Origin of the sequence: Streptomyces humicola (assembly GCF_024436035.1) — a bacterium.
Classification (GTDB): domain Bacteria; phylum Actinomycetota; class Actinomycetes; order Streptomycetales; family Streptomycetaceae; genus Streptantibioticus_B; species Streptantibioticus_B humicola.
Genome location: NZ_JANFNG010000008.1, coordinates 128,120 through 153,756, shown reverse-complemented (window position 1 = coordinate 153,756; position 25,637 = coordinate 128,120). Strand labels below are relative to the sequence as shown.

Here is a 25,637-nt window from a genome sequence, read left to right as displayed (position 1 = left end):
GCGCGAGGGCAGGGGAGGGGGCCGAGGTGGCGCACCCGCGCATATCGGTCGAGCAGCCGCTGTGGCGCGCACTCGGCGGGTTCCGCGTGCTGGCGCTCGTCTACGCGTTCGCCAAGTACGTCTACCACAGCGAGCAGTACGCGCACCCGGCCGGCGCCTGGGCCTACATGATCGCACTCACCCTGTGGACACTGCTCACCTTGCCGCGCATGACGTCCGCGGCCCGCTGCACCCGCCCGTTCCTCATCGCCGACCTGTGCGTCGCCCTCGCGGGAATCCTGCTCACACCCGTCGTCGACACCCACGCCCGCGTGGTGGGCGGCGCCACCACCCTGCCGTCCTTCTGGGCCGCGGGGCCGGTGCTGGCCTTCGCGATCAAGGGCGGCTGGCGGTGGGCGGCTGCGGCCTCGGCGATCGTCGGGGTCTCCAACATCGTCGAGCGCGGGCGGATCGCCGCGGGCAATGTGCACAGCATCGTGCTGCTCTTCTTCGTCAGCACGGGCATCGGATACGTGATGGAGGTGGCCCGCAGCAGCGAGTGGGCGCTGTCGCGCGCCCTGCAGATCGAGGCGGCAACGCGCGAACGCGAGCGGCTGGCCCGCGACATCCACGACAGCGTGCTGCAGGTGCTCGCCATGGTGCAGCGGCGCGGCAACGAGGTCGGCGGCGAGGCAGCCGAGCTGGGACGGATGGCCGGCGAACAGGAGGTTGCGCTGCGGGCGTTGGTGGCGGGGGAGGCCGGGCGGGGTGGTGGGAAGAACGCCGGGCGGGGTGGTGGGAAGAACGCCGGGCGGGGTGGTGGGAAGAACGCCGCACGGGACGACGCGCGCGTTCCGGTCCAGCGGACACCGCTTGCGCAGGACGTCGAGCGTGAGACCGGGCCGGTTGATCTGAGCAGCCTGATGCGCCCGTACGCCGGGGCGAAGGTCACCGTCGCCGCACCCGCCGAGCCCGTCCTGCTGCCGCCCCACGCGGCGCGTGAGCTCGCCGCCGCCGTGGCCGCGGCCCTCGACAACGTGACGCGGCACGCGGGACCGGATGCGTGCGCGTGGATCCTCGTCGAGGACGAGCCGCAGGAGGTCAGGGTGAGCGTGCGCGACGACGGCCCCGGCATCCGGAAGGGCCGCCTCGCGGACGCAGAGCGCGAAGGGCGGCTCGGCGTCTCCCAGTCCATCCGTGGACGGCTGCGCGACCTCGGCGGCACCGCCGAGCTCACCTCCGTCCCGGGACAGGGCACGGAGGTCGAACTGCGCGTACCGCGCAGCGCATTGAAAGGACGGGGAGGAGCGGAGGCATGTCGGACGACCCGGTGAAGGTGATGGTGGTCGACGACCACCCCATGTGGCGCGACGCCGTCGCCCGCGACCTCGCCGAGGCCGGTTACGAGGTCGTGGCCACCGCGGGCGACGGCCACGAAGCAGTGAGGCGCGCCCGCGCCACCGCCCCGCACGTCCTCGTCCTCGACCTCAATCTGCCCGGGGTCCCCGGCGTGCAGGTGTGCAAGGAGCTCGTCGGCGGCGACACGCGGTTGCGGTTGCGGGTGCTGGTGCTGTCGGCGAGCGGTGAGCACGAGGACGTGCTGGAGGCGGTGAAGTCCGGCGCCACCGGCTATCTGCTCAAGTCCGCGGCGCGCGAGGAGCTGATCGACGCGGTACGCAGGACGGCCGCCGGCGAGCCGGTCTTCACCCCCGGCCTCGCGGGCCTGGTTCTCGGTGAGTACCGGCGGCTCGCAGCCGCCCCCGAGAGCTCCGCCGCCCCGGACGAGCCGGACGTGCCCCGGCTCACCGAGCGCGAGACGGAGGTGTTGCGCCTGGTCGCCAAGGGGCTGAGCTACCGCCAGATCGCCGAGCGGCTCGTCATCTCGCACCGCACCGTGCAGAACCACGTCCAGAACACCCTCGGCAAGCTGCACCTCCACAACCGTGTCGAGCTGGTCCGCTATGCGATCGAGCGCGGTCTCGACGACGCGTGAGGTACGCGTGAGCTATCGCGCGATCTACGTGTGAGCTGTACCCGTTCGGGTGAGAAGACGGCGGCCAAGGTCCGCTGAAACGGCGGGAATCGACAGCATTCCGCACACCGCGCCGTCCCCTGTGACCCTGATCACGGCTAGCGTTGCCGTCGTCCGGACTCAGGCAGGCAGAAGGGAAAGATTCGATGCGGGTCGGAGTGCTGACCGGCGGCGGCGACTGCCCCGGTCTCAACGCCGTCATGCGGGCCATGGTCCGTAAGGGCGTGAAGCAGTACGGTCACGAATTCATCGGCTTTCGCGACGGCTGGCGCGGCCCTCTGGAAGGCGACACCAGCAAGCTCGACATCCCCGCCGTCCGCGGCATCCTGCCCCGCGGCGGCACCATCCTCGGCTCCTCCCGGACCAATCCGCTCAAGGCGGAGGACGGCGTGCGCCGGGTCAAGGAGAACCTCGCCAAGCACGAGGTGGACGCCCTCGTCGCGATCGGCGGAGAGGACACTCTCGGCGTGGCGTCCACCCTCTCGGACGACTACGGCATCCCCTGCGTCGGCGTCCCGAAGACCATCGACAACGACCTCAACGCCACCGACTACACCTTCGGCTTCGACACCGCCGTCAACATCGCGACGGAGGCCATCGACCGGCTGCACACCACCGCCGAGTCCCATATGCGGGTCCTCGTCATCGAGGTGATGGGCCGCCACGCGGGCTGGATCGCCCTGCATGCCGGCCTGGCGGGCGGCGCCAACGTCATCCTCATCCCCGAACGCCGCTTCGACATCGACCAGGTGTGCGCGTGGGTGGAGAGCCGCTTCAAGGTCCGGTACGCACCGATCATCGTCGTCGCGGAGGGCGCCATGCCCAAGGACGGCGACATGGTGACGAAGGACGGCACGCTCGACTCCTTCGGCCACGTACGGCTGTCGGGCATCGGCGACTGGCTCGCCAAGGAGATCGAGAAGCGCACCGGCAAGGAGGCACGCACGACGGTTCTCGGCCACATCCAGCGCGGCGGCACGCCGACGGCGTTCGACCGCTGGCTCGCCACCCGGTTCGGGCTGCATGCGATCGACGCCGTGCACGAGCGCGACTTCGGGAAGATGGTCGCGCTGCGCGGCACGAACATCGTGCGCGTGCCGCTCGCGGAGGCGACCGCGAAGCTGAAGACCGTCGACCCGAGCCTGTACGAGGAAGCTCAGGTCTTCTTCGGATGACGTGAGCGACTCGCACGCGAGCAAGTGGAGGGGCACCTCCTGCCGCAGGCAGGGGGAGGCCGGCCGAGGGACGAGGCTGCCCGCGGAGCGCGGGAGCCGGCGGAGAAGCGAACGGAAGACCCTGGGTCAGGGCGGGGCGTCCAGCACCGCCCTGACGCCGGCGCTCAGCGGCTCGGCACCGCCACCGCGGCCAGCAGCTCGGCGACGATCGCCGTCCCGTTGATCGTCAGCACCGACTCCGGGTGGAACTGCACGCCCGCGAAGTGCGGCCCGCGCATCGCGTGCACATCGCCGCTCACCGGGTCACGGCTCAACTCGATGCCGTGCATGCCCAGTTCGCGCACGGTCGCCTCGTCGCACCGCGCGGTGAACGTGTTGTAGAAGCCGACCGTCTCGGGGCGCCCGAACAGGTCGATGCGCTCCTGCGCTCCCTGGAACGGCACGTCCTTGCGGACGATGTCGAGCCCGAGCTCCGCCGCGATCAGCTCATTGCCCAGGCACACCCCCAGCAAACCTCCCACCCGGTGCCCGGCCACCAACTCCGCGGCGAGCGCCCGCAGTCGCCGCATCTTCGGATCCGTCACGTCATTCGGGTCGCCCGGACCCGGCCCCAGCACGACCGGCCCCTCGTGCGCGAGCACCGTCTCCCGCAACCCGGGCGCGTCGTACCGCACCACCGTCACCCCGAGACCGGCCGAGCGCAGCACGTGGGCGAGCATCGCGGTGAAGCTGTCCTCGCCGTCGACGACGAGCGCGTGCGCGACCTGCTGCCGATCACCGTGCACCTGCATGCGCAGCCAGAACGGCGCGAGGTTCGCCCGCCGCGCGTCGAGGGCGGCGCGCACCCGGTGATCGTCGGCGAGCCGCGGGTGGGGTGCAGCCGCCGCGCGCGGGGGAGCGGGCCGTACGCCCAACGCCGCGAGCACGCCCGCCGCCTTGGCGTGCGTCTCGGCCACCTCGCCGGCCGGGTCCGAGTGCCGCACGAGCGTCGCGCCCACGGCAACCCGCAGCCGCCCGTCGGCGCCGATGTCGGCGGTACGGATGAGAATCGGGGAATCGAGTGTCTGCGCCCCGCCCGCGTCCCGCCCGATCAGCGCGAGCGCGCCGGCGTAATAGCCACGCCCCTCGGCCTCGTACCGCTCGATGACCCGGCATGCATTCTGCACGGGCGAGCCGGTCACGGTCGCGGCGAACATCGTCTCGCGCAGCACGTCCCGCACGTCCATCGACGTCCTCCCGCGCAGCTCGTACTCGGTGTGCGCGAGGTGGGCCATCTCCTTCAGCCGCGGCCCGACCACCTGCCCGCCGAGGTCGCCGACGGCGCACATCATCTTCAGCTCCTCATCGACGACCATGGTGAGCTCCTCGACCTCCTTGGCGTCGTGCAGGAACGCCAGCAGACCCTCCGCATCAGGGCCGCTCGCCGGATACCGGTAGGTCCCGCTGATCGGGTTCATCACCACCGTTCCTCCCGACATCCGCACATGGACCTCGGGGCTCGCCCCGACCAGCGTGCTCCCGCCCGTCTCCCGCCCCCGCCCGTCCGAGGAAGGCCCTTCGGGCCGCTTGTTGTTTCCGATGTGTACGACATAGGTCCAGTACGCGCCGCGTTCACCCGCGAGCAGCCGCCGGAAGAGCGCCAGTGCGTCCCGGGCGCCGAATCCCGGGATCGTGCCGTGGAAGGTCCGCCGGATGACGAAGTTGGCGCCCTCGCCGCGCCCGATCTCGTCCTCGATCACCCGCCGGACGATGCGGGCGTAGGACGCGTCGTCGATGTCGAACTCCCCGCCCTCGACCCGTACGCCGTGCGCGGGCAGTGCGTCCATCAGCTCGTCGAGCGGCAGTTCGTGGCTCTCCTCGGGCCGTAGCACGACCAGCGGCGTCCCGTCGTCCCGCACATCGAACCCGCGCTCGCGGATCTGCCGGAACGGCACGAGCGCCAGCGCGTCGAGCGCGGCCCCGCCCTCCGGCGCGCCCGTGGGCAGCGGAATCTCCCCGAGCCGCGGCACCTCGTCGGCAGGCCCGATCAGCACCTCGACGATGTCGTGATCCCGCCCGGGCGTCGCGCGCCGCAGCAGCGCGAACGGCGGGCAGCCGGGGCTGAGCAGCCGCTCGACGACAGCGGCCGATGGGTGGTTCATACGGGTCATGCGGGACTCCTTCGGTGGGGAAGGGCGGCCCGCGGATACGCCGAAGGCCGCCCCTCGGGCGGCCTTCGCGGAAGTCTTTCGTTGCGCGCGATCAGTGGGCCGCCGGTTGAGCGGTCCACCACCAGAACAGAATCGTCGGCGCGGGCATGCTCCGCACCTTACCCGATCCACGGCTCCAGGCACGGCCGAGGATTCCACATGAGGGTAGTATTACGTAGCGGGCGTAATACGGGATACGGAGGTGCACACTATGCGGCTCAACAGCAAAGGCCAGGTCACGATCCCGGCCGAGATCAGGCACAAGTGCGGTTGGCGGCCGGGTGACGAGGTGGACGTGCTGATCGACGAGGACGGGGCCGTGCGGATAGTGCGCCGGCAAGGCAGCCTGACCCGTGGCCAGCGTGCGACCCGGCGCCTGCGCGGCACGGCGACGACGCGGATGAGCACCGACGAGATCATGGAGTTGCTGCGTGGCGAGTAACCACGTGCGTGTTGTCGGCTCCGGAACGGTTGAGCCGACCACCCTGGTGGACTCCTGCGTCCTGCTCGACATTGCGACCGACGATCCCAAGTGGGCGCAATGGTCCGACGATGCGCTGGCGCGGGCGCGTGACGAAGGGGTGGTCGTCATTAACCCGATCGTGTACGCCGAAGTATCCGTGGGCTACGACGCCATCGAGGACCTCGACGAAGCGCTACCGCCCTCGGACTTCCAGCGGGAGGAACTCCCTTACGAGGCGGGGTTTCTCGCGGGCAAGGCATTCCTGGCCTATCGCAGGCGCGGCGGGCAGAAGGCAACGCCGCTGCCCGACTTCTACATCGGCGCCCACGCGGCGATCCGGTCTCACCGACTGCTCACCCGCGATGTGTCCAGGTACCGCACGTACTTCCCCGGGGTCGAGCTCATCTGCCCGGGCTGAGCCGACGCCGCAAGACCGCGCCGCGTCATTGCCCCGCGAGGAGGACGGCGCGTACGGGGTAGCCCGCAGAGGTGTAGCCGTAGCCTCCGCCGGTGACGACGGCGGCCACGGCGAGGTTGTGGTCGTAGGCGACGAACCAGCCGTCGGGGTTCTGTCCCTGCACCTCGGCCGTGCCGGTCTTGGCGCCGCCTCCCTCGATCCCCTGCATCCGCGGTGCCGCGGTGCCGCGCTCGGCGGTGGCCGACATCATCTGCTGGAGCGCCGCGTCCGTGCCGGGCGGAAGTGCGCCGGGCGCGGACTGCTGGGGGAGCCCCGGCAGGAGAATCGGCTGCCGGAACGTACCCGATTGGACGGTCGCCCCGACGGAGGCCATCAGAAGCGGGCTCATCAGCACCTGCCCCTGCCCGATCATGTCCGCGGCCTTTTCGACCTCATCGCCGGCGGCAGTGGGGATCTGCCCCTCGGCAGAGGCGACACCGATGTTCCAGCCGAGCCCGATGCCGAAGTCGTTCCTGGCCGTGGTGGCCAGGTCGTCATCGGTGAGCTTGTCGTGGAGCGAGATGAAAGCGGTGTTGCAGGAGTGGGCGAAGTCGTCGGTGAGGTCGAAGGACGGGGACGCCTCGCCCTCGGAGTTGGTGAAGTCCTTGCCGTCGACGGCGTAGTGCGAGGGGCAGGGAAGCGGGGTCGTGGCGGTGACGGCGCCCTTGTCGAGCAGGGCCGCACTGGTGATGATCTTCATCGTCGAGCCGGGCGGATAGGCGCCGGACAGCGCCCAGTCGAAGCCGCCAGCCGGTGACTCCGCGATGGCCTTGATGTGGCCGTTGCGCGGATCGATGGCGACGAGCCCGGTGTCGAGCGTGCCGCCGTGCGACGCCTGCGCGACGGCCTGTTCGGCCGCGGCTTGCAGGTGCGCGTCCAGGGTGGTCCTGATTGCCCCCGCGACCGGAGGCGTGAACGTGTCGAGGGTGGCGACGTAGCCCCCACCGTCGGCGTTGACCGCGATCACCCCGGTGCCGTTGCGGCCCTGACCGGCTTCACCGGGCCGGCTCGCCAGGGTGCTGAAGATGCCGCTCAGCGACGGGTACGCGGCCGCAGTGAGCACCGTGCCGTTCTCGTCGGTAACGGTGAAGCCGCCGGACGGCGGCACCGCCCCGATCTCCACGGCGGTGCCCGCCGCCAGCTTCGGATTGATCACGGACGGCGACCAGTCCACCGCGTCCTGCCCGCCCCCGCCGACCACGTTCAGCGCGCTGTTGTACGACCATGTGCCATGCCCGGCGAGCTGGGCGCTGACGTGGAATGTGACACGGGGTGAAGCGGACGCATCTGCGGCGACACGGCTGAAGCTCAGGCCCGTCAGCTTCAACTCGTCATGAAAGTCCTGCAGCGCTTCCGCCGCGTCGGAGGGATCGTTGGTGTCGGAGGCCGCACCCTGGTAGTGCCCCGCCGCCCAGGAGTTGAGAAACGCCTGCGCGAAGTGCACCGGATCGACGGGCGCCGCGGTGCGCGTACCCGTGGGCGGCGCGGTCGACGCGGTGTTGTCCCCCGCCAGCCCGTGCCAGACGTTGTAGACGCCGAGCCCTGCCATTGTCAGCAGCGCAAGGCAGACGACGAGTATCCCGATCCTGACGCTGCGACGCACGACGCCCCCCTGCAGTCCCCCCACCCCACGGGACCTTCACGAAATGGTCGACGCAGGATCACAACAGGAGCGAGTGTGAGGCTAGGGGCTGGTTAGGTCAAGACCAATCCGGCCGCGTGAACGTGCCGGCCACGGCAGCCGAGACGAACGCCGCGAACGCGGCGGGGACGAGGGTGAGGACGGGACCGTCGCTGTTCTTGAGCTCGCGGACGCCGCCGAGCTCGCCGTCACGGAGCTGGTCACCAACGTGCTCAAGCACGTCCCGGACCGGCGCTGCACGATCGTCATCGCGCGGCAGGAGGAACGGCAGGGGGCGCGGGTGGAAGTCAGCGACAGCTCACCCGCGCTGCCCGGGCCGCGCGAGCCGGAAGGGCTCTGCGAGAGTGGGCGCGGGCTGGCGTTGGTCGCGCTGATCAGTGAGGCTTGGGACGCCGAGCCGCTGCCTGACGGGCCCGGCAAGACGGTCTGGTTCGAGCTCAAGCGCTGAGGAGCAATGCCGGGATGCTGACGCTGGACGACGTACGGGATGCGGCAAAGCGGATCGACGGGATCGCGCACCGGACCCCCGTCCTGACCTCGCGGACCGTGAACGAAGCGTGCGGCGGCGCGCAGCTGTACTTCAAGTGCGAGAACCTCCAGCGTGTCGGAGCGTTCAAGTTCCGCGGCGCCTACAACGCGATCTCCCGGCTCACGCCGGAGCAACTCCGGCGCGGCGTGGCCGCGTTCTCCTCCGGCAACCATGCGCAGGCGGTCGCACTCGCCGCCCGGCTCGCCGGGACGCACGCCGTGATCGTCATGCCCGAGGACGCGCCCCAGGAGAAGCTCGCTGCGACGCGAGGCTACGGCGCCGAGATCGTGATCTACGAGCGTTACACCCAGGACCGCCGGGCCGTCGCCGAGCGGATCGCGGACGAGCGCGGGCTGACGCTGATCCCGCCGTTCGACCACCCCGACGTGATGGCCGGGCAGGGGACGGTCGCCCTGGAGCTGCTGGAGGAGACCGGACCGCTCGACGTGCTGGTCGTCCCGGTGGGCGGCGGCGGGCTGATCTCGGGCTGCGCCACCGTCGCCAAGGCGCTGCACCCGCAGATCCGTGTCGTCGGCGTCGAGCCGGAGAACGGCGACGACACGCGGCGGTCGCTCGCGGCAGGCGAGCGGGTGCGGATCGACGTGCCGCGCACCATCGCGGACGGGCTGGCGATCGACATGCCCGGCGAGCTGACCTTCTCCGTCGTCCGCCGTCTGGTCGACGAGATCGTCGTGGTGAGCGACGACGAGATCCGGTCCGCCATGACGCTGGCCTTCGAGCGGCTCAAGACCGTCGTCGAGCCCAGCGGAGCCGTTGGTCTCGCCGCGCTCCTCGCCGACCGGCTCGCCCCGCTCCCCGAGCGCGTCGGCGTCGTCTTCTCGGGAGGGAACGTGTCGGTGAAGAGGTTTCGCTCTTTGTATGACACCGCCGATCGCTGATCGCCCGTTGGTCAACTGGTACCTGTGAGGTCGGGCAGACCGCCCTCGTCGAGCCATGCGGCGAAGTCCTCGCGCTTACGGCGCTTGCCGGAGTCTTCCAGTGCCGCGTTGACGGTGGCTTCGCCTATCGGGTGTGGTAGACATCCGCGCGGTGGTCGATACGTACAACACGCACCACGCGCTCGGCTTCGAGGATGCGGCAGACGACGCGGTACGCACCTCGTCGCACCGAGTGGTAGCCGGCCAGTTCACGCATCAGGGGCTTGCCCACGCGTTGGGGATTGTCCACAAGTGCGCCCGTGATGAACTCGGTGACCGCAGTGGCTACGGCGAAGGGGAGTCCCTTTGGGGGCGGTTCGGTGAGGGCCCGTCGCGCGGCAGGTGCAAGCGCCAGGGTGTATGCCTCGTCGCTCACTCGCGCTCCTGCTCGGCGCGCGACCGCTCTTGCATCAGGCGTCGGAGCTCTTCGGCGTCAGTGCCTTCGCCTCGATCGATGTCCTGCTCCGCCTCGGCGATCTGGCCGAGTGCGCCGGGGGTGCTCAGGAGGTCCAGCGTCTCTTCCAGCGCTTCCAAATCCGACACCGACATGATCACGGCTTCAGGTCTGCCGTTCCGAGTGATCACGACACGTTCGTGGGTGTCGCGCACCTCGTCCAGTACGGCAGAAAGCCGCGCCTTGGCGTCCGCCAGTGGTATCGTCGTCATGACCTGAATTCTGGTCACCGATTGGCGCGTGCGTCAAACGTCGGCCGCCGCGCCGCGTCTCACCTGCTGGGCCAAGACCCAGGCCTCGGTCACCACCCCGTAACCTTGTCCATGTGACCGTGAATGCCGAAACCCACGCCGGTGCCAAGAGCTGGCGAGACCTTCCCGCGGCGCAGCAGCCCGAGTGGCCGGATCCCGAGGCTCTGCGCGATGTGATCGCGGACCTCGAGTCGTATCCGCCGCTCGTCTTCGCGGGCGAGTGCGACCAGCTGCGTGCCCGCATGGGCGCCGTCGCCCGTGGTGAGGCGTTCCTGCTGCAGGGCGGCGACTGCGCCGAGGCCTTCGACGCCGTCTCCGCGGACCAGATCCGCAACAAGCTCAAGACGCTGCTGCAGATGGGCGCGGTGCTCACCTACGCGGCCTCCGTGCCGGTGGTGAAGGTCGGGCGGATCGCCGGGCAGTACTCCAAGCCGCGCTCGAAGCCGACCGAGACGCGCGACGGGGTGACCCTGCCGACGTACCGGGGCGACAGCGTCAACGGCTTCGCCTTCACGCCCGAGGCGCGTACGCCCGATCCGCAGCGGCTCAAGCGGATGTACCACTCGTCGGCGGCCACGCTGAACCTGGTGCGTGCGTTCGCCACCGGTGGCTACGCGGACCTGCGCCAGGTGCACGCCTGGAACCAGGACTTCGTGAAGTCCTCGCCGTCCGGGCAGCGCTACGAGGCGCTGGCGCGCGAGATCGACAACGCGCTGAACTTCATGCGGGCCTGCGGGACGGACCCTGAGGAGTTCAAGACCGTCGAGTTCTACTCCTCGCACGAGGCGCTCATTCTCGACTACGAGTCGGCGCTCACCCGTACCGACTCGCGCACCGGGAACCTGTACGACGTCTCGGCGCACATGGTGTGGATCGGCGAGCGCACCCGGCAGCTGGACCATGCGCACATCGAGTTCGCCTCGAAGATCCGCAATCCGATCGGGGTGAAGCTCGGTCCGATGACGACGCCCGAGGAAGCGCTGACGCTGATCGACCGGCTCGACCCGGAGCGCGAGCCGGGGCGGCTCACCTTCATCACCCGGATGGGCGCGGACAAGATCCGCGACAGGCTCCCGGCCCTGGTGGACAAGATCACCGCGTCCGGTGCGCAGGTGGCATGGGTGTGCGACCCGATGCACGGCAACACCTTCGAGGCGGCCTCCGGACACAAGACGCGCCGCTTCGACGACGTGCTTGACGAGGTCAAGGGCTTCTTCGAGGTGCACAAGGGGCTCGGCACCCACCCGGGCGGCATCCACGTGGAGCTGACCGGTGACGACGTCACCGAGTGCGTCGGCGGCGGCGACGAGATCTTCGTCGACGACCTGCACCAGCGTTACGAGACGGCGTGCGACCCACGGCTCAACCGCAGCCAGTCGCTGGACCTGGCGTTCCTGGTGGCAGAGATGTACCGGGGGCAGTGACCCCGGGAGCACACGTGAAAAGGGGCGCGGATCACATCGGTCCGCGCCCCTTGACGCTTTTCCGGGCCTGGCGGCAACGGGTAAGGTTAGGTTAACCTCAGCAGTCAGAGGTCATCCGTTCCAGCCAAGGCCCGAGATCCCGCAGGGGGTGAACCGCGTGTACGTCTGCCACTGCTTCGGCATCACCGAGGCACAGGTGCACGCGCACAAGGAATCCGGTGCCTGCACCCCGCGCGACGTCGCCTCCGCCTGCAAGGCGGGCACCGACTGCGGGTCCTGCGTGCGCCGGATACAGGCCCTCCTCGGACGCGGTGCCGGCTGCGCATCCCGCGCCGAGCTCCAGGCGCGCCTCACGCCGACGGCGGCCGCTGTCCCCGCTGCCCCTGCCGTCGCCGACGCGGCCTGACGGTCACGATTCGTCGGGCTGTTCGATCTGCTGGGCGATGTAGAGCGGCTCACCCAGCTTCTCCACCAGCTCCAGCTGCGTGTCCAGGTAGTCGATGTGGTGCTCCTCGTCGGCCAGGATCGACTCGAAGATGTTGGCCGAGGTGATGTCGTCCTTGGCCCGCATCACGTTGATGCCCCGCCGCAGCCGGTCGATCGCCTCGATCTCGACCTGGCGGTCCGCCTGGAACATCTCGGTGACGGTCTGGCCCGTGCGGATGTGGAAGAGCCGCTGGTAGTTCGGCAGGGCCTCCAGGAAGATGATCCGGTCGGTGAGGATCTCCGCGTGCCGCATCTCGTCGAAGGACTCGGCGCGGGTGTACTTCGCGAGCTTCGTCCAGCCGTTGTTCTCCTGCAGCTTCGCATGCAGGAAGTACTGGTTGATCGCGGTCAGTTCTGCCGTGAGCTGCTCGTTGAGGAACTCGATGACCTCGGGGTCGCCCTGCATCGCCTAAGCCGTCCTTCCCGGGTGGACCACACATCGGATCTACGCATTGGGCGCATCCTGGCACCGGTGACCGGGGCGATCCAGTAAGTACACGCTTAGTGCGGGTTGGTATGGCATGCCCGATCTGCGCCGGGGATGGTCGGGACCATCCCTCCTGGTCTGTCACCATGGAGTCATGGGTCAGTCGGAACGCCGCGAAGGAGAGCTTCCTCCGGGACAGCGTCTCCAGCGCGGCTGGCCGGTGCTGCATTACGGACCGGTCCCGAGGTTCAAGCCTGACCGCTGGGAATTCCGCGTGTTCGGCGCGACCGCCGACGGCGAGAAGCACTGCTGGAATCATGACGAGTTCTCGGCGCTGACCAAGACCACCGTCATCGGCGACTTCCACTGCGTCACGAAGTTCTCCATGCTCGGCGTCGAATGGGGCGGCGTCGCCACGTCCACGATCCTTGAGCTGGCCCCGCCGGCGCCCGAGGTGACGCACGTGATGGTCTGGGCCGAGTACGGCTTCAGCTCCAACCTGCGGATCGCCGACTTCGCCGACGACAAATCGCTTTTCGCCACTCATCGGGGCGGTGAACCGCTCACGGCGGAACACGGATTTCCCGTCCGGCTCGTCGTTCCCCGCCTTTATGCGTGGAAGGGGCCCAAGTGGGTCCGCGGCGTGGAGTACATGGTCGCCGACCGGCGCGGCTTCTGGGAGGAGCGCGGCTACCACAACCTCGGCGATCCCTGGCGGGAGCAGCGCTACTCCTACCAGGAGGAGCTCGGGGACGGTCCCGAGCTCTACTGAGCGTGTGCGCGCGCCCGCAGCTCCTTCAGGCGGGCCACGTCGGCCGCGTCCTGGGCCTGCGCGCCGGGGGTCTCGATCACCAGCGGCACCCGGTCGGTCGCCGGGTGGCTGAACAGGTCGGCGAACGGCTGCAGGCCGATGTGCCCGGCGCCGATGTTCTCGTGCCGGTCCAGGTGCGCACCCACGACGTCCTTGGAGTCGTTGGCGTGGATGAGCTTCAGCCGCCCCTGCCCGCACACCTCGACCAGCTCGTCGAGGAGCGCCTTCGTCCCGCCGGGCGCCGCCAGGTCGTGCCCGGCGGCGAAGGCGTGGCAGGTGTCGAGGCACACCCCGAGCCGTGGATGGCGGTCGAGCGCGTCGAAGTACGGGCCGAGATCCTCCGCGAGCGAGCAGAGCGAGGCGCCCTGGCCCGCGGTCGGTTCCAGCAGCAGCCACGGGTCGTCGTCGTGCGTCAACTCCTCCAGCAGCGGCAGCATCTCCTCGCGCACCTGGGACAGGGCCTTGGAGCGTGCCCGGCCGCCGGTCGCCGAGCCGGTGTGCACGACGACCCCCGAGGCACCTATCTCGCGGCCCCGTCGCAGCGAGTGACGCAGCGCGGCCACCGACTTCTCGACCGTCGCCGCGGTGTGCGAGCCGAAGTTGATCAGATAGGGCGCGTGGACGTACGCGGGGAGGCTCTCCTCGGCGCATGCGGCGCGGAACGCCTCGTCCTGCCGCCGGTTGCCGGTCGGGGTCGCCCAGCCGCGCGGATTGGCTACGAAGACCTGGACCACCTCGGCGCCCATCGCACGGGCGTGGGTCAGGCCCGCGGTGGCGAGCCCGCCCGCCACCCGCACATGGCCGCCGACCGGATTCCGCAGCCGCGCATCGCCGGTCCACGCCGCCGCGCTGCTCGTCATCGCGCCGCTCATCGTGCCCACAAGGTGATCGTAGTGTTGCGCGGCTGCATCGAGTCCGCGCCGGGCGTCTGGCTGAAGACCTTGCCGGTGAGGAAGAGCTGGATCACCGACACCTTGAACCCGGCCGCCTGCAGCTCCTTCGTCGCGGCGCCGACGTCCTGCCCGGTCACATCGGGCACCTTGAACAGCTGCTGGCCCTTGGAGACGGCGAGGGTGATCGTGTCGCCCGCGGCCGCCTGGCCGCCGCCCGCCGGGCTCTCCTGGGCCACCGAGTCCTTCGGCACGGTGTCCGAGTAGACCGGGGTCGGGGAGATCTGCACCTTGAACCCGGCCGCCTCCAGTGTCTGCTGGGCGTCGCTGACCGTGGAGCCCGTCACGTCCGGGACGGTTACCGCCTTGCCCCGGCTCACCGTGAGCGCGACAGCGTCGCCGGACTGCCGCGGGGCCCCCGGCGGCGGGTTGGTGGAGATCACCGAACCCGCCGGGACGGTGTCGCTGAACGCCTTCGTCACGGCGCCCGCCGTCAGACCGTCGTCCGCCAGCTGCTGTTGCGCCTGCGCCAGCGCCTTGCCGCTCAGGTCGGGTACGTCGATCTGCTCCGGGCCGCGGGAGACCACGACGCGTACCGTTCCGTTGCCGCGGATCCGGGCGCCGGGCGCCGGGTCGGTGGAGATCACATGATCGGCCGCCACGGTGTCGCTGTAGGCCTGGGAGAGGTTCACGCCGAGCCCGGCCGCGTGCAGCCTCTGCTCGGCCTGGGCGCTGCTCATCGCCAGCACCGCCGGGACGTTGGTGAACTGGCCCGCGCCGACGTACCAGACGACCGCGCCCACGCCGAAGAGCGCCGCGAGCACGCTGACGATCGCGATCAGCCCGCGTCGCGACGAGCCGCGGCGCCGGTGCGCGACGGGCGGCTCCTCGTCCCTGACGAGGTCGGGCGGGACCTGGTAGCGGCTGGTGCGGTCGAGGGGCGGTGCGGTGCGTTTCGCCCTGCTACGGGAACCGGCGCCGGCAGCGCTCAGGACGGTGGTGGGATCCTCGGCGCCGACGCCCAGCGCCGTGCCCGAGGCCTGCGGCGGTACGGAGTCGAGCTGCGCCTGCGTCAGCGCGCCGCGCACGGTCCGCAGGTGCGCGAGCAGCGCGACGGCATCGGCGGGCCTCGCCTGCGGGTCGCGCGCCGTGGCCGCCGCCACCAGGGAGTCCAGCCCCGCGGCGAGCCCGGGGACGGCGGCGGACGGCGGCGGGACGTCCTGGTGGAGGTGCTGGTAGAGGATCTGCGCGGGAGTGTCCCCGCCGTGCGGCTTGGCGCCGGTGAGCATCTCGTAGAGCAGCACCCCGCACGCGTAGACGTCGGAGCGCTGGTCGGCATGGCTGTGCTCGATCTGTTCCGGGGCGAGGTACGAGACCGTGCCGAGGACGGAGCCGGTCGAGGTGGTGGTGTCGGTGCCGACCGCCCGCACCAGGCCGAAGTCCGCGACCTTGACCCGCCCGTCGTCGCCGATCAGGACGTTCTCCGGCTTCATGTCGCGGTGGACGAGACCCGCTCGGTGGGCGGCGCCGAGCGCGGCGAGCACCGGCTCCAGGATGTCGAGGGCGGCGCGCGGCTGCAGGGCGCCGCGCTCGCGCAGCACGTCGCGCAGCGTGCACCCGGCGACGTACTCCATGGCGAGGTAGACGTAGCTGCCGTCGGTGCCCTGGTCGTAGACCCCGACGACGTTGGTGTGGTCCAGCCGTGCGGCGGCCTTCGCCTCGCGGATGAACCGCTCGACGAAGCCGCCGTCCGCGGCGAGCGACGGGTGCATCACCTTCAGCGCCAGCACGCGGTCGAGTCGGGCGTCCACGGCCCGGTAGACCGTGGCCATGCCGCCGACGGCGATGCGCGACTCGATCCGGTACCGCCCGTCGAGGACGTGGCCGACGAGGGGGTCCTGCAGGGTCGTATCCACGAAACGGCAGTTTACGAGCCGCGGCTCAGCGGAATGCCGGTCGCTCGGGATCGAAGCTCCCTTCGACGGCTCCCTCGGTCCCGCCGGCGGTGCCGTCGAACGCGGCGAGACCGTCGACCGGCGAGGACGCCTGCGCATGGTGACGGCGCGGGATGCGGCCGGCGCGGTGGGCGAGACGCCCGGCCTCCACCGCGTGCCGCATCGCCTCCGCCATCAGCACCGGCTCCTGCGCCCGGGTCACGGCGGAGGCGAGCATCACGGCCTCGCAGCCGAGCTCCATCGCCAGCGCCGCGTCGGAGGCCGTGCCGGCTCCCGCGTCGAGGATCACCGGCACACCCGCGCGCTCGATGATCAGCTGGAAGTTGTGCGGATTGCGGATGCCGAGGCCGGAACCGATGGGCGAGCCCAACGGCATGATCGCCGCACAGCCGGCCTCCTCCAGCCTGCGGGCGAGCACCGGGTCGTCGTTGGTGTACGGCAGGACCGTGAAACCGTCGTCGACCAGCGTCTCGGCGGCGTCGAGCAGCTCGACCGGATCGGGCAGCAGGGTGCGCTCGTCGGCGACGACCTCCAGCTTCACCCAGTCGGTGCCGAGCGCTTCGCGCGCGAGGCGCGCGGTGAGCACGGCCTCGCCCGCCGTGAAGCAGCCCGCCGTGTTGGGCAGCACACGGATGCCGTGCTTGTGGAGGACGGAGAGCACCGACCCCTTGACGGTCGGGTCGAGGCGGCGCATCGCGACCGTGGTCAGCTGCGTGCCGGAGGCGAGCAGCGACCGTTCGAGCACCTCCAGGCTCGGTGCACCGCCGGTACCCATGATCAGGCGGGAGGTGAAGCTCGTCCCTGCGATGATCAGCGGATCATCAGCCATCGTTGCGTCAGCCTCCCTGGACCGCGGTGAGGACCTCGACGCGGTCACCCGCGCCCAGCCGGGTGTCGTGCCAGCGGCTGCGCGGGATCACCGTCTCGTTGACGGCCGCGGCGACTCCGGAGGGCGCGGTGGTCAACGTGGCGACCAGCCGGTCGAGGGTGAGGCCGTCGGGGACCTCACGGGGCTCGCCATTGAGCGATACGTGGAGACGGTCAGGGGTCATGCTGGCTGCTCCTGGAGCGTTCGGGAGGAGAAGCGTGCCGGGGAGAAGGCGCGGGCGCCGGCCGGGAGGGCTCCGGTGGTGAGCACCTCGGCCATCACATCGCCGGTGATGGGGGTGAGCAGCACTCCGTTGCGGTGGTGGCCGGTGGCGAGCACGAGCCCCGGCAGCTCGGTCGGGCCGAGCATCGGCGCGTTGTCGGGAGAGCCGGGGCGCAGGCCCGCGAGCGTCTCGGTGAGGGGCAGTTCCGTGATGCCGGGGACGAGCTCGTGGGCGTCGCGCAGCAGCTCGTAGACGCCGCCCGCGGTGACGGTGGTGTCCCAGCCGAGCTCCTCGCTGGTGGCCCCGACGACCAGCTCGCCGTTCTCGCGCGGTACGAGGTAAACGTGACCGCCGCGGACCACGGCGCGCACCGTGCGGGAGAGGAACGGGGCCAGAGCACCGGGGACGCGTAGCCGCAGCACCTGCCCCTTGACCGGGCGCACCGGCGGCAGCAGTTCCTCCGGGAGCCCTTCGACGGTGCCGCTGCGGCTGCCGGCGGCGAGCACCACCTGGCCCGCGCAGATCGTCGTACCGCCGCGCAGCACCGCGCCGGCGGCCATGCCCCGCACGACGCTGATCCTTTCGACCGGGTCGCGGTGGAAGGCCACACCCGCCAGCTGCGCCGCGCTCAGCAGGGCCTTCGCCAGCCGCCGCGGGTCGATCTGGTGGTCGCCGTCCACCCGCAGTCCGCCGCGCACGCCCGGTGCCAGCATCGGTTCGAGACGACGGCAGTCGCGGCCGCTGAGCCACTCGGCCTGCAGGCCCAAGGAGCGCTGGAAGGCGTGGAGTTCGCGCAGGGCCGCGCGGTCGTCGGCGTCGAGGGCCACGGCGAGGGTGCCGCACCGGCGGTAGCCGAGGTCGAGTCCGGTGGCCTGCGACAGTTCCTCGGCGAAGTCGGGGTAGCGCCGCGCGGAGGCGAGGTTGAGGTCGAGAAGTGTCTGCTCGCCGTACTGCAGCTCGGTGACGGCGGCGAGCATTCCGGCGGCCACATGCGCCGCGCCGCCGCCGGGCGACGGGTCGGCCACCGCGGTGCGCAGCCCGTGCTGCGCCGCCCGCCAAGCGGTGACCAGGCCGATGATCCCGCCGCCCACCACGAGCACGTCGTAGCTCGGCGGCGCCGCAGATGAATGCATGACTGTCCCGCTCCTCCCTTCGCCGGCATGACCCGGATCAGGTTCGTACGGTCGGCGGCCGCCCAGCCGCCCTCTCAGCCCGGTGCGTCCGGGCTCCCGCGAGTGCACTTCGCCGTCACTGTAGTACGTGCCGGAGGCCCGCAGTAGAGGCGGTCGACTGCGAGCGACGCACGCGAGAGGGGATACCCCGCGGAGCAGGGGGAGGGCGGAGAAGCGAACGGAGCGATTGCGCCGGCGCGCGGCAGCAGGGCCGCCCATGACGGTGACGATGTGTCAGACATCTCGTCGTGTACGGCTACGGAAAGCGGTTCCTCCGGAGCTACCGTGATCGCGTGAGCGATGACCGCAGTGTGCGCCGGATCGTGGTGGTCGGCGCGGGGATGGCCGGGGTGCAGACCGCGGTGTCCCTGCGCGAACAAGGCTTCCCGGGGGAGATCGTGCTGCTCGGGGCGGAGCGGCACCCTCCGTACGACCGGCCGCCGCTGTCGAAGTCCGTGCTGCTCGGCGCGGCCGACGGTTCGGCGTTCGAGGTGGACTTCGCCGGGCTCGGCATCGAGCTGCGGCTCGGTCTGCGCGCCGACGCGCTGCTCCCCGGCGAGCGCCGGGTGGTGACGGCCGAGGGCCCGGTGGCGTACGACCGCCTGGTGATCGCCACCGGTGCCGAGCCGATCATGCTGCCCGGCTCCGCGGGCGCGCCCGGGATACATGTGCTGCGCACCCTCGACGACGCGGACGCACTGCGGCCGGTGCTCTCCGAGAAGCGCGAGATCGTGGTGGTGGGCGCGGGGTGGATCGGCGCCGAGTTCGCGACCGCGGCGCGCGAGTCGGGGTGCCCGGTGACCGTGGTGGAGGCCGCCGACCGGCCGCTCGCCGGGGTGCTGCCGCCCGAGATCTCCGCGCCGATGCGCGACTGGTACGCGGCGGCCGGGGTCGATCTGATGACGGGCGCGAAGGTCTCGCAGGTCGAGCCGGGCGCGGTGCGCCTGGAGGACGGCAGGAGCCTGGCTGCGGATGCCACGGTCGTCGGGATCGGTGCCCGCCCGGCCACCGACTGGCTCGCCGGATCGGGCGTGGCGCTCGGCGCCGACCGCGCGGTGCTCGCCGACGACCGGCTGCGCACCTCCGTACCCGGTGTGTACGCGGTGGGCGACTGCGCCTCGTTCCCGTCCGCGCGCTATGGCGAGCGCTTGCTGATCCACCACTGGGACAACGCGGTGCAGGGGCCGCGCACGGCTGCCGCGAACCTGCTGGGCGGTGACGAGGTCTACGACCCGGTGCCGTACTTCTGGTCGGAGCAGTTCGGCCGCTTCGTGCAGTACGCGGGGCATCACGTGGACGCCGACGAGCTGGTGCACCGGGGAGACCCGGCCGGCGCCTCCTGGTCGGTGTGCTGGTTGAGGGACGGCATGCTGGTGGCGCTGCTCGCCGTCGGGCGGCCGCGCGACCTCGCGCAGGGGCGCAAGCTGATCGAGCGCGGTGCGGTGATCGACGCCGCGACGGCGGCCGACCCCGGGGTGCCGCTCAAGGCAGCGGTGCGCAGCGCGGCGTAGGCGAGGTCGCGGGCGTGGCGTTCCGGGGTGACGCCCCGGGCGGGCGCCGCGGGCAGGTTTGCCTGGTCAGGGGTGGTGTCCGGCCCGTACGGGCCCGTCCGGCTACCAGTTGTCGGTAGGGGATGGCAGGCTTGTCCCCGTGACTGCTTTCACGTCGATTGACCCAAAGATTGACGCCCTCGTACCGTCCTGGCTCACCCTCCCTGATGTCGCCGAAAAGCTCGGCGTCGAAGTGACGCGCGTCCGGCAGCTGGTCAAGGAGGGCCAGCTGATCGCGGTGCGGCGGGGGGAGAACCGGGTTCTGATGGTTCCCGCAGCCTTCGTCGGCGAAGGCAAGGTGATCAAGGGGCTCGTCGGCACCCTCACCCTGCTCAAGGACGACGGCTTCAGCGACGAAGAGGCGCTGGAGTGGCTGTTCACCGAAGACTCGACCCTGCCCGGCACCCCTGCACAGGCGTTGCGCGAGAATCGCGGTACCGAGGTGAAGCGCCGCGCACAGGCGCTCGCCGTCTGACCACCCCGCAGGGGGCCCGACCAGGGGGGAGCGCCACCGCATGACCGCCGACGTCGCCGCCGGTTCCACCGGCACAGCCACCGCCACCGCGCGCCAGAGGCGGGCCAAGCTCGCCGAGGCCCGCGTTTACCTGTGCACCGACGCCCGTAAGCGCCAGGGTGACCTGGCCGAGTTCCTGGACGCGGTGCTCGCCGGCGGAGCCGCGGGCGGCGTCGACATCGTGCAGCTGCGGGAGAAGGGGCTGGAGGCGCGCGAGGAGTTGGAGCACCTCGAGGTCTTGGCCGCCGCCTGCCGCAAGCACGGCAAGCTCCTCGCCGTCAACGACCGAGCCGATGTGGCCCATGCTGCCGGTGCGGACGTGCTCCACCTCGGCCAGGGCGATCTGCCGGTGCCCGCTGCCCGCGCCATCGTGGGCGACGAGGTGGTGATCGGGCGCTCCTGCCACGCCGAATCCGAAGCGGCCGCGGCCGCCGCCGAGCCCGGTGCGGACTACTTCTGCACCGGGCCGGTGTGGCCCACCCCGACCAAGCCGGGACGGCATGCGCCGGGGCTGCCGCTGGTCGAGTACGCGGCAGGACTCGGCACCGACAGGCCGTGGTTCGCCATCGGGGGGATCGACCTGTCCAATGTCGGGCGGGTGCTGGCGGCCGGCGCCCGCAGGATCGTCGTCGTCCGTGCGATCACCGAGGCCGACGATCCGGGGGAGGCGGCGGCGCGGCTCGCCGAAATCGTCCGCAACGTGGACGAGCGGCGAGCCAATATTTGATCATAGCGGACATATCGACCGAGCCGGTTACGTACTGTCGCACCGGCCGATAGCCTGAAGCGTATGGCCCTTGGAACCCCTTCCACCAGGACCGATCGAGCAGTCACCATTCGTGAACTCCTCGCGTCCGGTGAACGCTCCTATTCGTTCGAATTTGCCGCCCCGAAGACCGAGAAGGGTGAGCGGACGCTCTGGAACGCGATCCGCCGGATCGAGGCGGTTCAGCCGACCTTCGTGTCCGTGACTTACGGTGCGGGCGGCTCGTCGCGCGAGGGCACGGTGCGCGCCACCGACCGGATCGTCTCCGACACCACGCTCACCCCGTGCGCCCACCTCACCGCGGTGAACCATTCGGTCGCGGAGCTGCGCAACATCATCGGGCAGTACGCGGACGCAGGGATCCGCAACATGCTCGCAGTGCGCGGTGACCCGCCCGGCGACCCCATGGGCGAATGGATTCCGCACCCGCAGGGCCTCACCTATGCCTCCGAGCTGGTCCGGCTCATCAAGGAATCGGGCGATTTCTGCGTCGGGGTCGCGGCGTTCACGGAGATGCACCCCCGGTCGGTGGACCCGGAAGAGGACGCTCGTCACTTTGTCGACAAATGCCGGGCCGGCGCCGACTTCGCGATCACACAGATGTTCTTCAATGCGGACGACTATTTGAGGCTGCGCGACCGGGTTGCGGCGGCAGGGTGCGAAACGCCGATCATCCCGGAGATCATGCCGGTCACCAACGCCCGCCAGGTCGAGCGCTTCTCACAGCTCGGCAATGCCCCCTTCCCGCCTGACCTGGCAGAACGAGTCCTCGCCGTCGCCGACGACCCGGCCGCCGTACGGCGGCTCGGCGTCGACTTCGCGACCGCGATGTGTCAGAAGCTCATGGATGAGGACATTCCGGGTCTGCACTTCATTACTCTGAATCACTCCACGGCGTCTCTGGAAATCTACGAGAATCTCGGATTGCACCAACGGTCGTAGGGAGGCGGGACACCGCCTGGGGGCGACAACGGTGATCGGTGAGGAAGTGCGCACATGGGCTACACGGTCCTCTACATCGCGTTCGGCGTTGTCGCGCTGTGGTTGCTGGGCGAGGTGCTGCTCCAGTACAAGGCGCGTCTGCGCTGGCGCGTGCTCGCCTTCGTGGGCTTCCTCGGAGTCGTGGTGGGGGTCGTCCTCCCGCAGGTGGTCGTGATCATCCTGGGCGCGGCCGCATTCGGCACCGGGCAGACCCTTGTCACGCTCTCCTACCGGCGCGGCTTCTCCACCGGCTGGGCTCTCGGTGGGCGCCCCGGTTCCAGCAGGCGCCGCAAGGGCGGCACGCCGACGGCGTCTGCACCCGCAGCCGGGGAGGAGGAAGCCGCCCCGGTCGTCGGTACGGACCCCGCATACGGCACGGGCGACCTTGGTTACGCGGCCCAGGAGCCGGGCGAGTTCGGAACCTACGGCGCGGAGTACGAGCCGGGCCTGCAGGAGACGCAGGTGTACTCCCCGGAGCCCATGCACGAGGACACCGGCGAGTACGGGATCTACGGCGATAGCGCCGCGTACGCCTCCACCCCTTACACCGGTGGAGGTTACGAGAGCTATGGCGCCCAGGGGTACGGCACCGAGTGGCAGCCGCAGCCGCAGCCGCAGCCGGAGCCGCAGTGGCAGGGCGCCGCGAATCCCGCCGCCTCCTACCAAGGCCCCTTCCAGCAGCAGGACTTCGCCGCCTACGGCTACGAACAGCAGCCCTATCAGGGCCAGGAGAGCTGGTCCGGGTACCAGCAGCAGCCCTACCAAGGCTTCGACGCCTACCAGCAGCCGCAGGGGTACGGCTACGGCTACGACGCATACGCCGAGCAGAACGCCGCGTCGTACGGACACGACAGCCCGCCGGCGGGTGTCTGGTCCCCCCAACCTGATCAGGGCGAACACGCATACATCCCGCAGCAGGCTCCGCCCACACACGACGAGCCCCAGCCGCAGCACGCCGATCCGTACGGTTACTAGGACCTGACCGGGCGGGGGTCAGCGGCTACCGCCCGGCCCGCCCGCTATGAGGTCGGCGACGATCGCTCCCGACATGCCCGAGTGCGGCAGCCCGCCTCCTGGGTGTGCGCAGCCGCCGACGCGATAGAGCCCTTCCAGCACGCCACGGTTGCCGGGGCGCAGCAACGCACCGCCCGCGCCCGCGAGTACAGGCCCCGGAACGGCCCCGCCCGGAACACCCGTCTCCCGCTCGGTGTCCAGCGGGGTGCGCACCTCGCGCCACAGGATCCGCTGGGCCAGCCCGGGCACGGCTGCCTGCGCCGCCTCGACCACCCGCTCGGCGAACCCTTCCGCATACCCGGGCGCCGCCCAGTCCACCGGACCCTGCGGGGGCACGGCGACGGTGACGGTGACCGCCTCGTGCTCGTCGTCGGGGCGCAACGCGGGGTCGTCCGGCCGCAGCACGGTGACGGTGGGCGATCCGTGCACTATGGTGCGGTGCACGGTCCCCGCGGACCTTCCGCCGCGCAGGGCGAGCAGCACGGTGAACCGGCCGAGCGCCGAGGGCGGTTCGGCCGCGCCGTCCCCGTCGAGCCGTGCGGTGCCGTCGACCACCGCATCAGCCTCCGCTCGTATGCCGCCGTCGAGTTCGATCCCCGTGGCCCGGCCGTCCTTCTCGACCACCGCCGTGACCTCGGCCCCGAAGTGGAACTCCACTCCGTGCGCGACGCACCGCCGGTGCACCGCGTCTGCCAGCGCCCGTATACCACCGCGCACATACCAGGCACCGAAGGTCTGCTCGACGTAGGCGAGGATCGCCGCGCTCGCGGGTGCCGTGCGCGGGTCGTACCCGTAGGCCAGCGCATGGCTGCCGAGCAGCGCCACGAGCCCCGGATCGCGCAGCTCGCAGCGGGCCGTCCGGTCGAGCACGGGCGCGTCGCGCCGCAGCAGACCGCCTCTGCGCGCCGGGTACGGGTCACGGGCGAGCGCACTGGCGGCGTCGCTCAGTGTGTCCTCCAACAGGGGGCGGCGCGTGACCTCCCAGACCTCTCGCGCCCGGTTCATCACCTCACCCCAGCGTTCGCCCGCGCCCGCGCCGAAGGCCTCGTCGAGCGCCGCGACCACACCGGCGCGTGATGCGTTGGGCAGCGAGACGTCCCTGCCGTCCGGGAGGAGATGCCGGACCGCGGGATCGATCTGCGTCAACTCGACGCACTGCTCCAGCGTCCGCTCGTCCTTGGCAAGCCCCTTGCCCGTCTTGACGAACAGATCCCGGTAGACGGCGGGCAGGTGCAGCAGGCCGGGGCCGGTGTCGAAGACGAACCCCTCCCGTTCGAACCGGCCGACGCCCCCGCCGTACGTCGCCGCGCGTTCGTACACCGCCACCCGGTGGCCCTGCGCGGCCAGCCGGGCGGCCGTCGCCAGCGAGCCCATACCCGCGCCGACCACCGCAATCCGTGCCATGCCGATGACTCTATCCGGCACCACTGACAACGCCGCCGCGCACGTATCCGCACCCACGGGGTGAGTACGGGTACTCAGGTACCCAGTTGAGTAGCCGAGCGGATGGGCGGACGCCGCTCCGGACGGGAGAGTAGAGGCAACGAACGGGCACCGCGCCGGCACCGCCGACACGGGGCACCGCGCCGGCACCGCCGACACGGGGCACCGCGCCGGCACCGCCGACACGGGGCGGCGGAACGGCGCAGCCCGGACGGGGGAAAACGGGGACGGGTGGGATGGGGGAAAACGGGGACACCCGGGGGATCGGGGGAGTGCGGGGGAAACGCCGGTCCGGCGCGGCTCGAAGGGGGATCGAGCCGCGCCGGACCGGCGCGCACTTCCCCCCGGCCTGCTCTCGTCAGCGAGGCGCACCGCCTCCCACCCGGCCCTGCAACAGCCGGGACAGCGCCGCGTGCACGTCGTCGATGTCACGGTCCGGCTGGAACGCCTGCCAGTCGAGCGCGGCCACCAGCACCATCCCGAACAGCGCGGACGCGGTCAGCGGAACGTCGATCTCGTCGCTCAGCTCGCCGCCGTCCACTGCCTCGCGCAACACCTTCTCCACCACCGCGACGGCCTCCTGCCGCACCATCATCAGCGTGGACTGCCACGCCCGGTTGGTGCGCCACAACTCGGCGACGTACAGCTGCGTGAAGGACGGGTAGCGGGCGATGAAGACCAGGCCCGCCCTGATCATCGCGTCCAGCGCGTCGACCTGGCTGCCGCCCGCCGCCTCCGTGCTGTCGGCGGCCTCCCGCAGCGACGCGGTCAGCAGCCCCACACCGTGCCGCAACAGCTCCTCGAAAAGATCGTTCTTGCTCGCGAAGTTGTAGTAGACGGTGCCTTTCGCGACCCCCGCCCGCTCGGCGATCTCGTCCACCGTGGTGGAGGAGAAGCCCTTCTCGGCGATGAGGGTGACCGCGGCCTCGTAGAGCTTCTGCCGGGTGGCCTGGCGTCGTGGGCTGTTCATGGGCTGATTCTCCTACTCGTGCCCCACGCCTTGG

28 protein-coding genes and 1 riboswitch are annotated in these 25,637 nt (G+C 71.0%); of the genes, 15 read left to right on the top strand and 13 right to left on the bottom strand.

The genetic code is table 11. The features are described from left to right. Window positions 1–26 precede the first annotated feature (26 nt). The 3 genes from macS to NGB36_RS13435 all read left to right on the top strand — a co-directional run bounded on the left by macS (window position 27) and on the right by NGB36_RS13435 (window position 3,186). A complete protein-coding gene (gene macS / locus NGB36_RS13445; protein ID WP_255920462.1) occupies window positions 27–1,313 on the top strand; it encodes a MacS family sensor histidine kinase in 1,287 nt (428 codons plus the stop codon). After that, window positions 1,295–1,972 carry a response regulator gene (locus NGB36_RS13440; protein WP_255920461.1) on the top strand — a complete coding sequence of 226 codons (678 nt, stop codon included), beginning with the start codon at window positions 1,295–1,297 and terminating at the stop codon, window positions 1,970–1,972. Before macS ends, NGB36_RS13440 begins: the two co-directional genes overlap by 19 nt. A 185-nt stretch (window positions 1,973–2,157) precedes the next feature. After that, on the top strand, window positions 2,158–3,186 hold the full coding sequence (locus NGB36_RS13435; RefSeq protein ID WP_255920460.1) for a 6-phosphofructokinase: 1,029 nt from the start codon (window positions 2,158–2,160) through the stop codon (window positions 3,184–3,186). Window positions 3,187–3,350: 164 nt separating this feature from the next. Here NGB36_RS13435 and NGB36_RS13430 read toward each other — a convergent pair whose 3' ends face one another. Next, the gene (locus tag NGB36_RS13430; RefSeq protein WP_255920543.1) at window positions 3,351–5,327 is read right to left on the bottom strand and encodes a chorismate-binding protein; all 1,977 of its coding nucleotides are present in this window, start codon (window positions 5,325–5,327) and stop codon (window positions 3,351–3,353) included. A 259-nt stretch (window positions 5,328–5,586) separates the two neighbouring features. On the opposite strand from NGB36_RS13430, the gene NGB36_RS13425 reads away from it, so the two are divergent. Both NGB36_RS13425 and NGB36_RS13420 read left to right on the top strand, forming a co-directional pair. After that, complete coding sequence (locus NGB36_RS13425; RefSeq protein WP_255920459.1) at window positions 5,587–5,817, top strand: AbrB/MazE/SpoVT family DNA-binding domain-containing protein; 231 nt, start codon at window positions 5,587–5,589, stop codon at window positions 5,815–5,817. Beyond that, window positions 5,807–6,256 carry a type II toxin-antitoxin system VapC family toxin gene (locus NGB36_RS13420; RefSeq protein WP_255920458.1) on the top strand — a complete coding sequence of 150 codons (450 nt, stop codon included), beginning with the start codon at window positions 5,807–5,809 and terminating at the stop codon, window positions 6,254–6,256. Before NGB36_RS13425 ends, NGB36_RS13420 begins: the two co-directional genes overlap by 11 nt. Window positions 6,257–6,281: 25 nt before the next feature. On the opposite strand, the gene NGB36_RS13415 is transcribed toward NGB36_RS13420, so the two are convergent. Then, on the bottom strand, window positions 6,282–7,898 hold the full coding sequence (locus NGB36_RS13415; RefSeq protein ID WP_255920457.1) for a penicillin-binding transpeptidase domain-containing protein: 1,617 nt from the start codon (window positions 7,896–7,898) through the stop codon (window positions 6,282–6,284). 97 nt (window positions 7,899–7,995) lie between these two features. After that, window positions 7,996–8,157, bottom strand: a complete 162-nt coding sequence (locus NGB36_RS13410) for a DUF397 domain-containing protein (RefSeq protein WP_255920456.1) — start codon at window positions 8,155–8,157, stop codon at window positions 7,996–7,998. On the opposite strand from NGB36_RS13410, the gene NGB36_RS13405 reads away from it, so the two are divergent. Then, window positions 8,146–8,385 carry an ATP-binding protein gene (locus NGB36_RS13405; protein WP_255920455.1) on the top strand — a complete coding sequence of 80 codons (240 nt, stop codon included), beginning with the start codon at window positions 8,146–8,148 and terminating at the stop codon, window positions 8,383–8,385. The two genes, NGB36_RS13410 and NGB36_RS13405, sit on opposite strands and share 12 nt — an antisense overlap. Then, entirely contained in the window at window positions 8,382–9,365 is a 984-nt protein-coding gene (locus NGB36_RS13400; RefSeq protein WP_372509432.1) for a threo-3-hydroxy-L-aspartate ammonia-lyase, read from the top strand. The genes NGB36_RS13405 and NGB36_RS13400 overlap by 4 nt, the downstream gene beginning before the upstream one ends. A gap of 124 nt (window positions 9,366–9,489) precedes the next feature. On the opposite strand, the gene NGB36_RS33425 is transcribed toward NGB36_RS13400, so the two are convergent. After that, window positions 9,490–9,780: a type II toxin-antitoxin system RelE family toxin gene (locus tag NGB36_RS33425; protein ID WP_255920453.1), complete on the bottom strand. Its 291-nt coding sequence runs from the start codon at window positions 9,778–9,780 to the stop codon at window positions 9,490–9,492. After that, window positions 9,777–10,088 carry a type II toxin-antitoxin system Phd/YefM family antitoxin gene (locus NGB36_RS13390; protein WP_255920452.1) on the bottom strand — a complete coding sequence of 104 codons (312 nt, stop codon included), beginning with the start codon at window positions 10,086–10,088 and terminating at the stop codon, window positions 9,777–9,779. Before NGB36_RS13390 ends, NGB36_RS33425 begins: the two co-directional genes overlap by 4 nt. Before the next feature lie 95 nt (window positions 10,089–10,183). Here NGB36_RS13390 and NGB36_RS13385 point away from each other — a divergent pair, with 95 nt between their 5' ends. Continuing rightward, the gene (locus NGB36_RS13385) at window positions 10,184–11,533 is read left to right on the top strand and encodes a class II 3-deoxy-7-phosphoheptulonate synthase (protein WP_255920451.1); all 1,350 of its coding nucleotides are present in this window, start codon (window positions 10,184–10,186) and stop codon (window positions 11,531–11,533) included. Between the two features lie 148 nt (window positions 11,534–11,681). Then, the gene (locus NGB36_RS13380) at window positions 11,682–11,939 is read left to right on the top strand and encodes a (2Fe-2S)-binding protein (RefSeq protein WP_255920450.1); all 258 of its coding nucleotides are present in this window, start codon (window positions 11,682–11,684) and stop codon (window positions 11,937–11,939) included. A 3-nt stretch (window positions 11,940–11,942) separates the two neighbouring features. Here NGB36_RS13380 and bfr read toward each other — a convergent pair whose 3' ends face one another. Next, a complete protein-coding gene (gene bfr, locus NGB36_RS13375; protein ID WP_255920449.1) occupies window positions 11,943–12,425 on the bottom strand; it encodes a bacterioferritin in 483 nt (160 codons plus the stop codon). A 175-nt stretch (window positions 12,426–12,600) separates the two neighbouring features. Here bfr and NGB36_RS13370 point away from each other — a divergent pair, with 175 nt between their 5' ends. Next, complete coding sequence (locus tag NGB36_RS13370; protein ID WP_255920448.1) at window positions 12,601–13,218, top strand: sulfite oxidase-like oxidoreductase; 618 nt, start codon at window positions 12,601–12,603, stop codon at window positions 13,216–13,218. Here NGB36_RS13370 and NGB36_RS13365 read toward each other — a convergent pair. The 5 genes from NGB36_RS13365 to thiO form a co-directional block, all read right to left on the bottom strand. Next, complete coding sequence (locus NGB36_RS13365) at window positions 13,212–14,129, bottom strand: deoxyribonuclease IV (RefSeq protein ID WP_255920542.1); 918 nt, start codon at window positions 14,127–14,129, stop codon at window positions 13,212–13,214. The two genes, NGB36_RS13370 and NGB36_RS13365, sit on opposite strands and share 7 nt — an antisense overlap. Next, window positions 14,126–16,063 (bottom strand): Stk1 family PASTA domain-containing Ser/Thr kinase, encoded by a 1,938-nt coding sequence (gene pknB, locus NGB36_RS13360; RefSeq protein WP_255920447.1) that lies wholly within the window; start codon window positions 16,061–16,063, stop codon window positions 14,126–14,128. The genes NGB36_RS13365 and pknB overlap by 4 nt, the downstream gene beginning before the upstream one ends. Window positions 16,064–16,088: 25 nt before the next feature. Continuing rightward, a complete protein-coding gene (locus NGB36_RS13355; protein ID WP_255920446.1) occupies window positions 16,089–16,931 on the bottom strand; it encodes a thiazole synthase in 843 nt (280 codons plus the stop codon). 7 nt (window positions 16,932–16,938) lie between these two features. Continuing rightward, complete coding sequence (gene thiS / locus NGB36_RS13350) at window positions 16,939–17,154, bottom strand: sulfur carrier protein ThiS (RefSeq protein ID WP_255920445.1); 216 nt, start codon at window positions 17,152–17,154, stop codon at window positions 16,939–16,941. Further along, window positions 17,151–18,326 (bottom strand): glycine oxidase ThiO, encoded by a 1,176-nt coding sequence (gene thiO / locus NGB36_RS13345; RefSeq protein WP_255920444.1) that lies wholly within the window; start codon window positions 18,324–18,326, stop codon window positions 17,151–17,153. The genes thiS and thiO overlap by 4 nt, the downstream gene beginning before the upstream one ends. Then, window positions 18,323–18,436, bottom strand: a riboswitch (TPP riboswitch). (Overlaps the previous gene by 4 nt.) 270 nt (window positions 18,437–18,706) lie before the next feature. Between thiO and NGB36_RS13340 the strand changes: the two genes are divergently transcribed. The 5 genes from NGB36_RS13340 (at window position 18,707) to NGB36_RS13320 (ending at window position 23,151) form a co-directional block, all read left to right on the top strand. Further along, a complete protein-coding gene (locus NGB36_RS13340; protein ID WP_255920541.1) occupies window positions 18,707–19,876 on the top strand; it encodes an NAD(P)/FAD-dependent oxidoreductase in 1,170 nt (389 codons plus the stop codon). 139 nt (window positions 19,877–20,015) lie between these two features. Beyond that, window positions 20,016–20,390: an Rv2175c family DNA-binding protein gene (locus NGB36_RS13335; RefSeq protein WP_255920443.1), complete on the top strand. Its 375-nt coding sequence runs from the start codon at window positions 20,016–20,018 to the stop codon at window positions 20,388–20,390. Window positions 20,391–20,430: 40 nt separating this feature from the next. Further along, complete coding sequence (gene thiE, locus NGB36_RS13330; RefSeq protein WP_255920442.1) at window positions 20,431–21,156, top strand: thiamine phosphate synthase; 726 nt, start codon at window positions 20,431–20,433, stop codon at window positions 21,154–21,156. Window positions 21,157–21,219: 63 nt separating this feature from the next. Then, complete coding sequence (gene metF / locus NGB36_RS13325) at window positions 21,220–22,137, top strand: methylenetetrahydrofolate reductase [NAD(P)H] (RefSeq protein ID WP_255920441.1); 918 nt, start codon at window positions 21,220–21,222, stop codon at window positions 22,135–22,137. A 54-nt stretch (window positions 22,138–22,191) separates the two neighbouring features. Then, window positions 22,192–23,151 carry a hypothetical protein gene (locus NGB36_RS13320; RefSeq protein ID WP_255920440.1) on the top strand — a complete coding sequence of 320 codons (960 nt, stop codon included), beginning with the start codon at window positions 22,192–22,194 and terminating at the stop codon, window positions 23,149–23,151. Window positions 23,152–23,169: 18 nt separating this feature from the next. Here the strand turns inward: NGB36_RS13320 and NGB36_RS13315 are convergent, their stop codons facing one another. Both NGB36_RS13315 and NGB36_RS13310 read right to left on the bottom strand, forming a co-directional pair. Beyond that, window positions 23,170–24,594, bottom strand: coding sequence for a phytoene desaturase family protein (locus NGB36_RS13315; RefSeq protein WP_255920439.1), 1,425 nt, complete (start codon window positions 24,592–24,594; stop codon window positions 23,170–23,172). A 397-nt stretch (window positions 24,595–24,991) separates the two neighbouring features. Further along, a complete protein-coding gene (locus NGB36_RS13310) occupies window positions 24,992–25,603 on the bottom strand; it encodes a TetR/AcrR family transcriptional regulator (protein WP_255920438.1) in 612 nt (203 codons plus the stop codon). Window positions 25,604–25,637 lie beyond the last annotated feature (34 nt).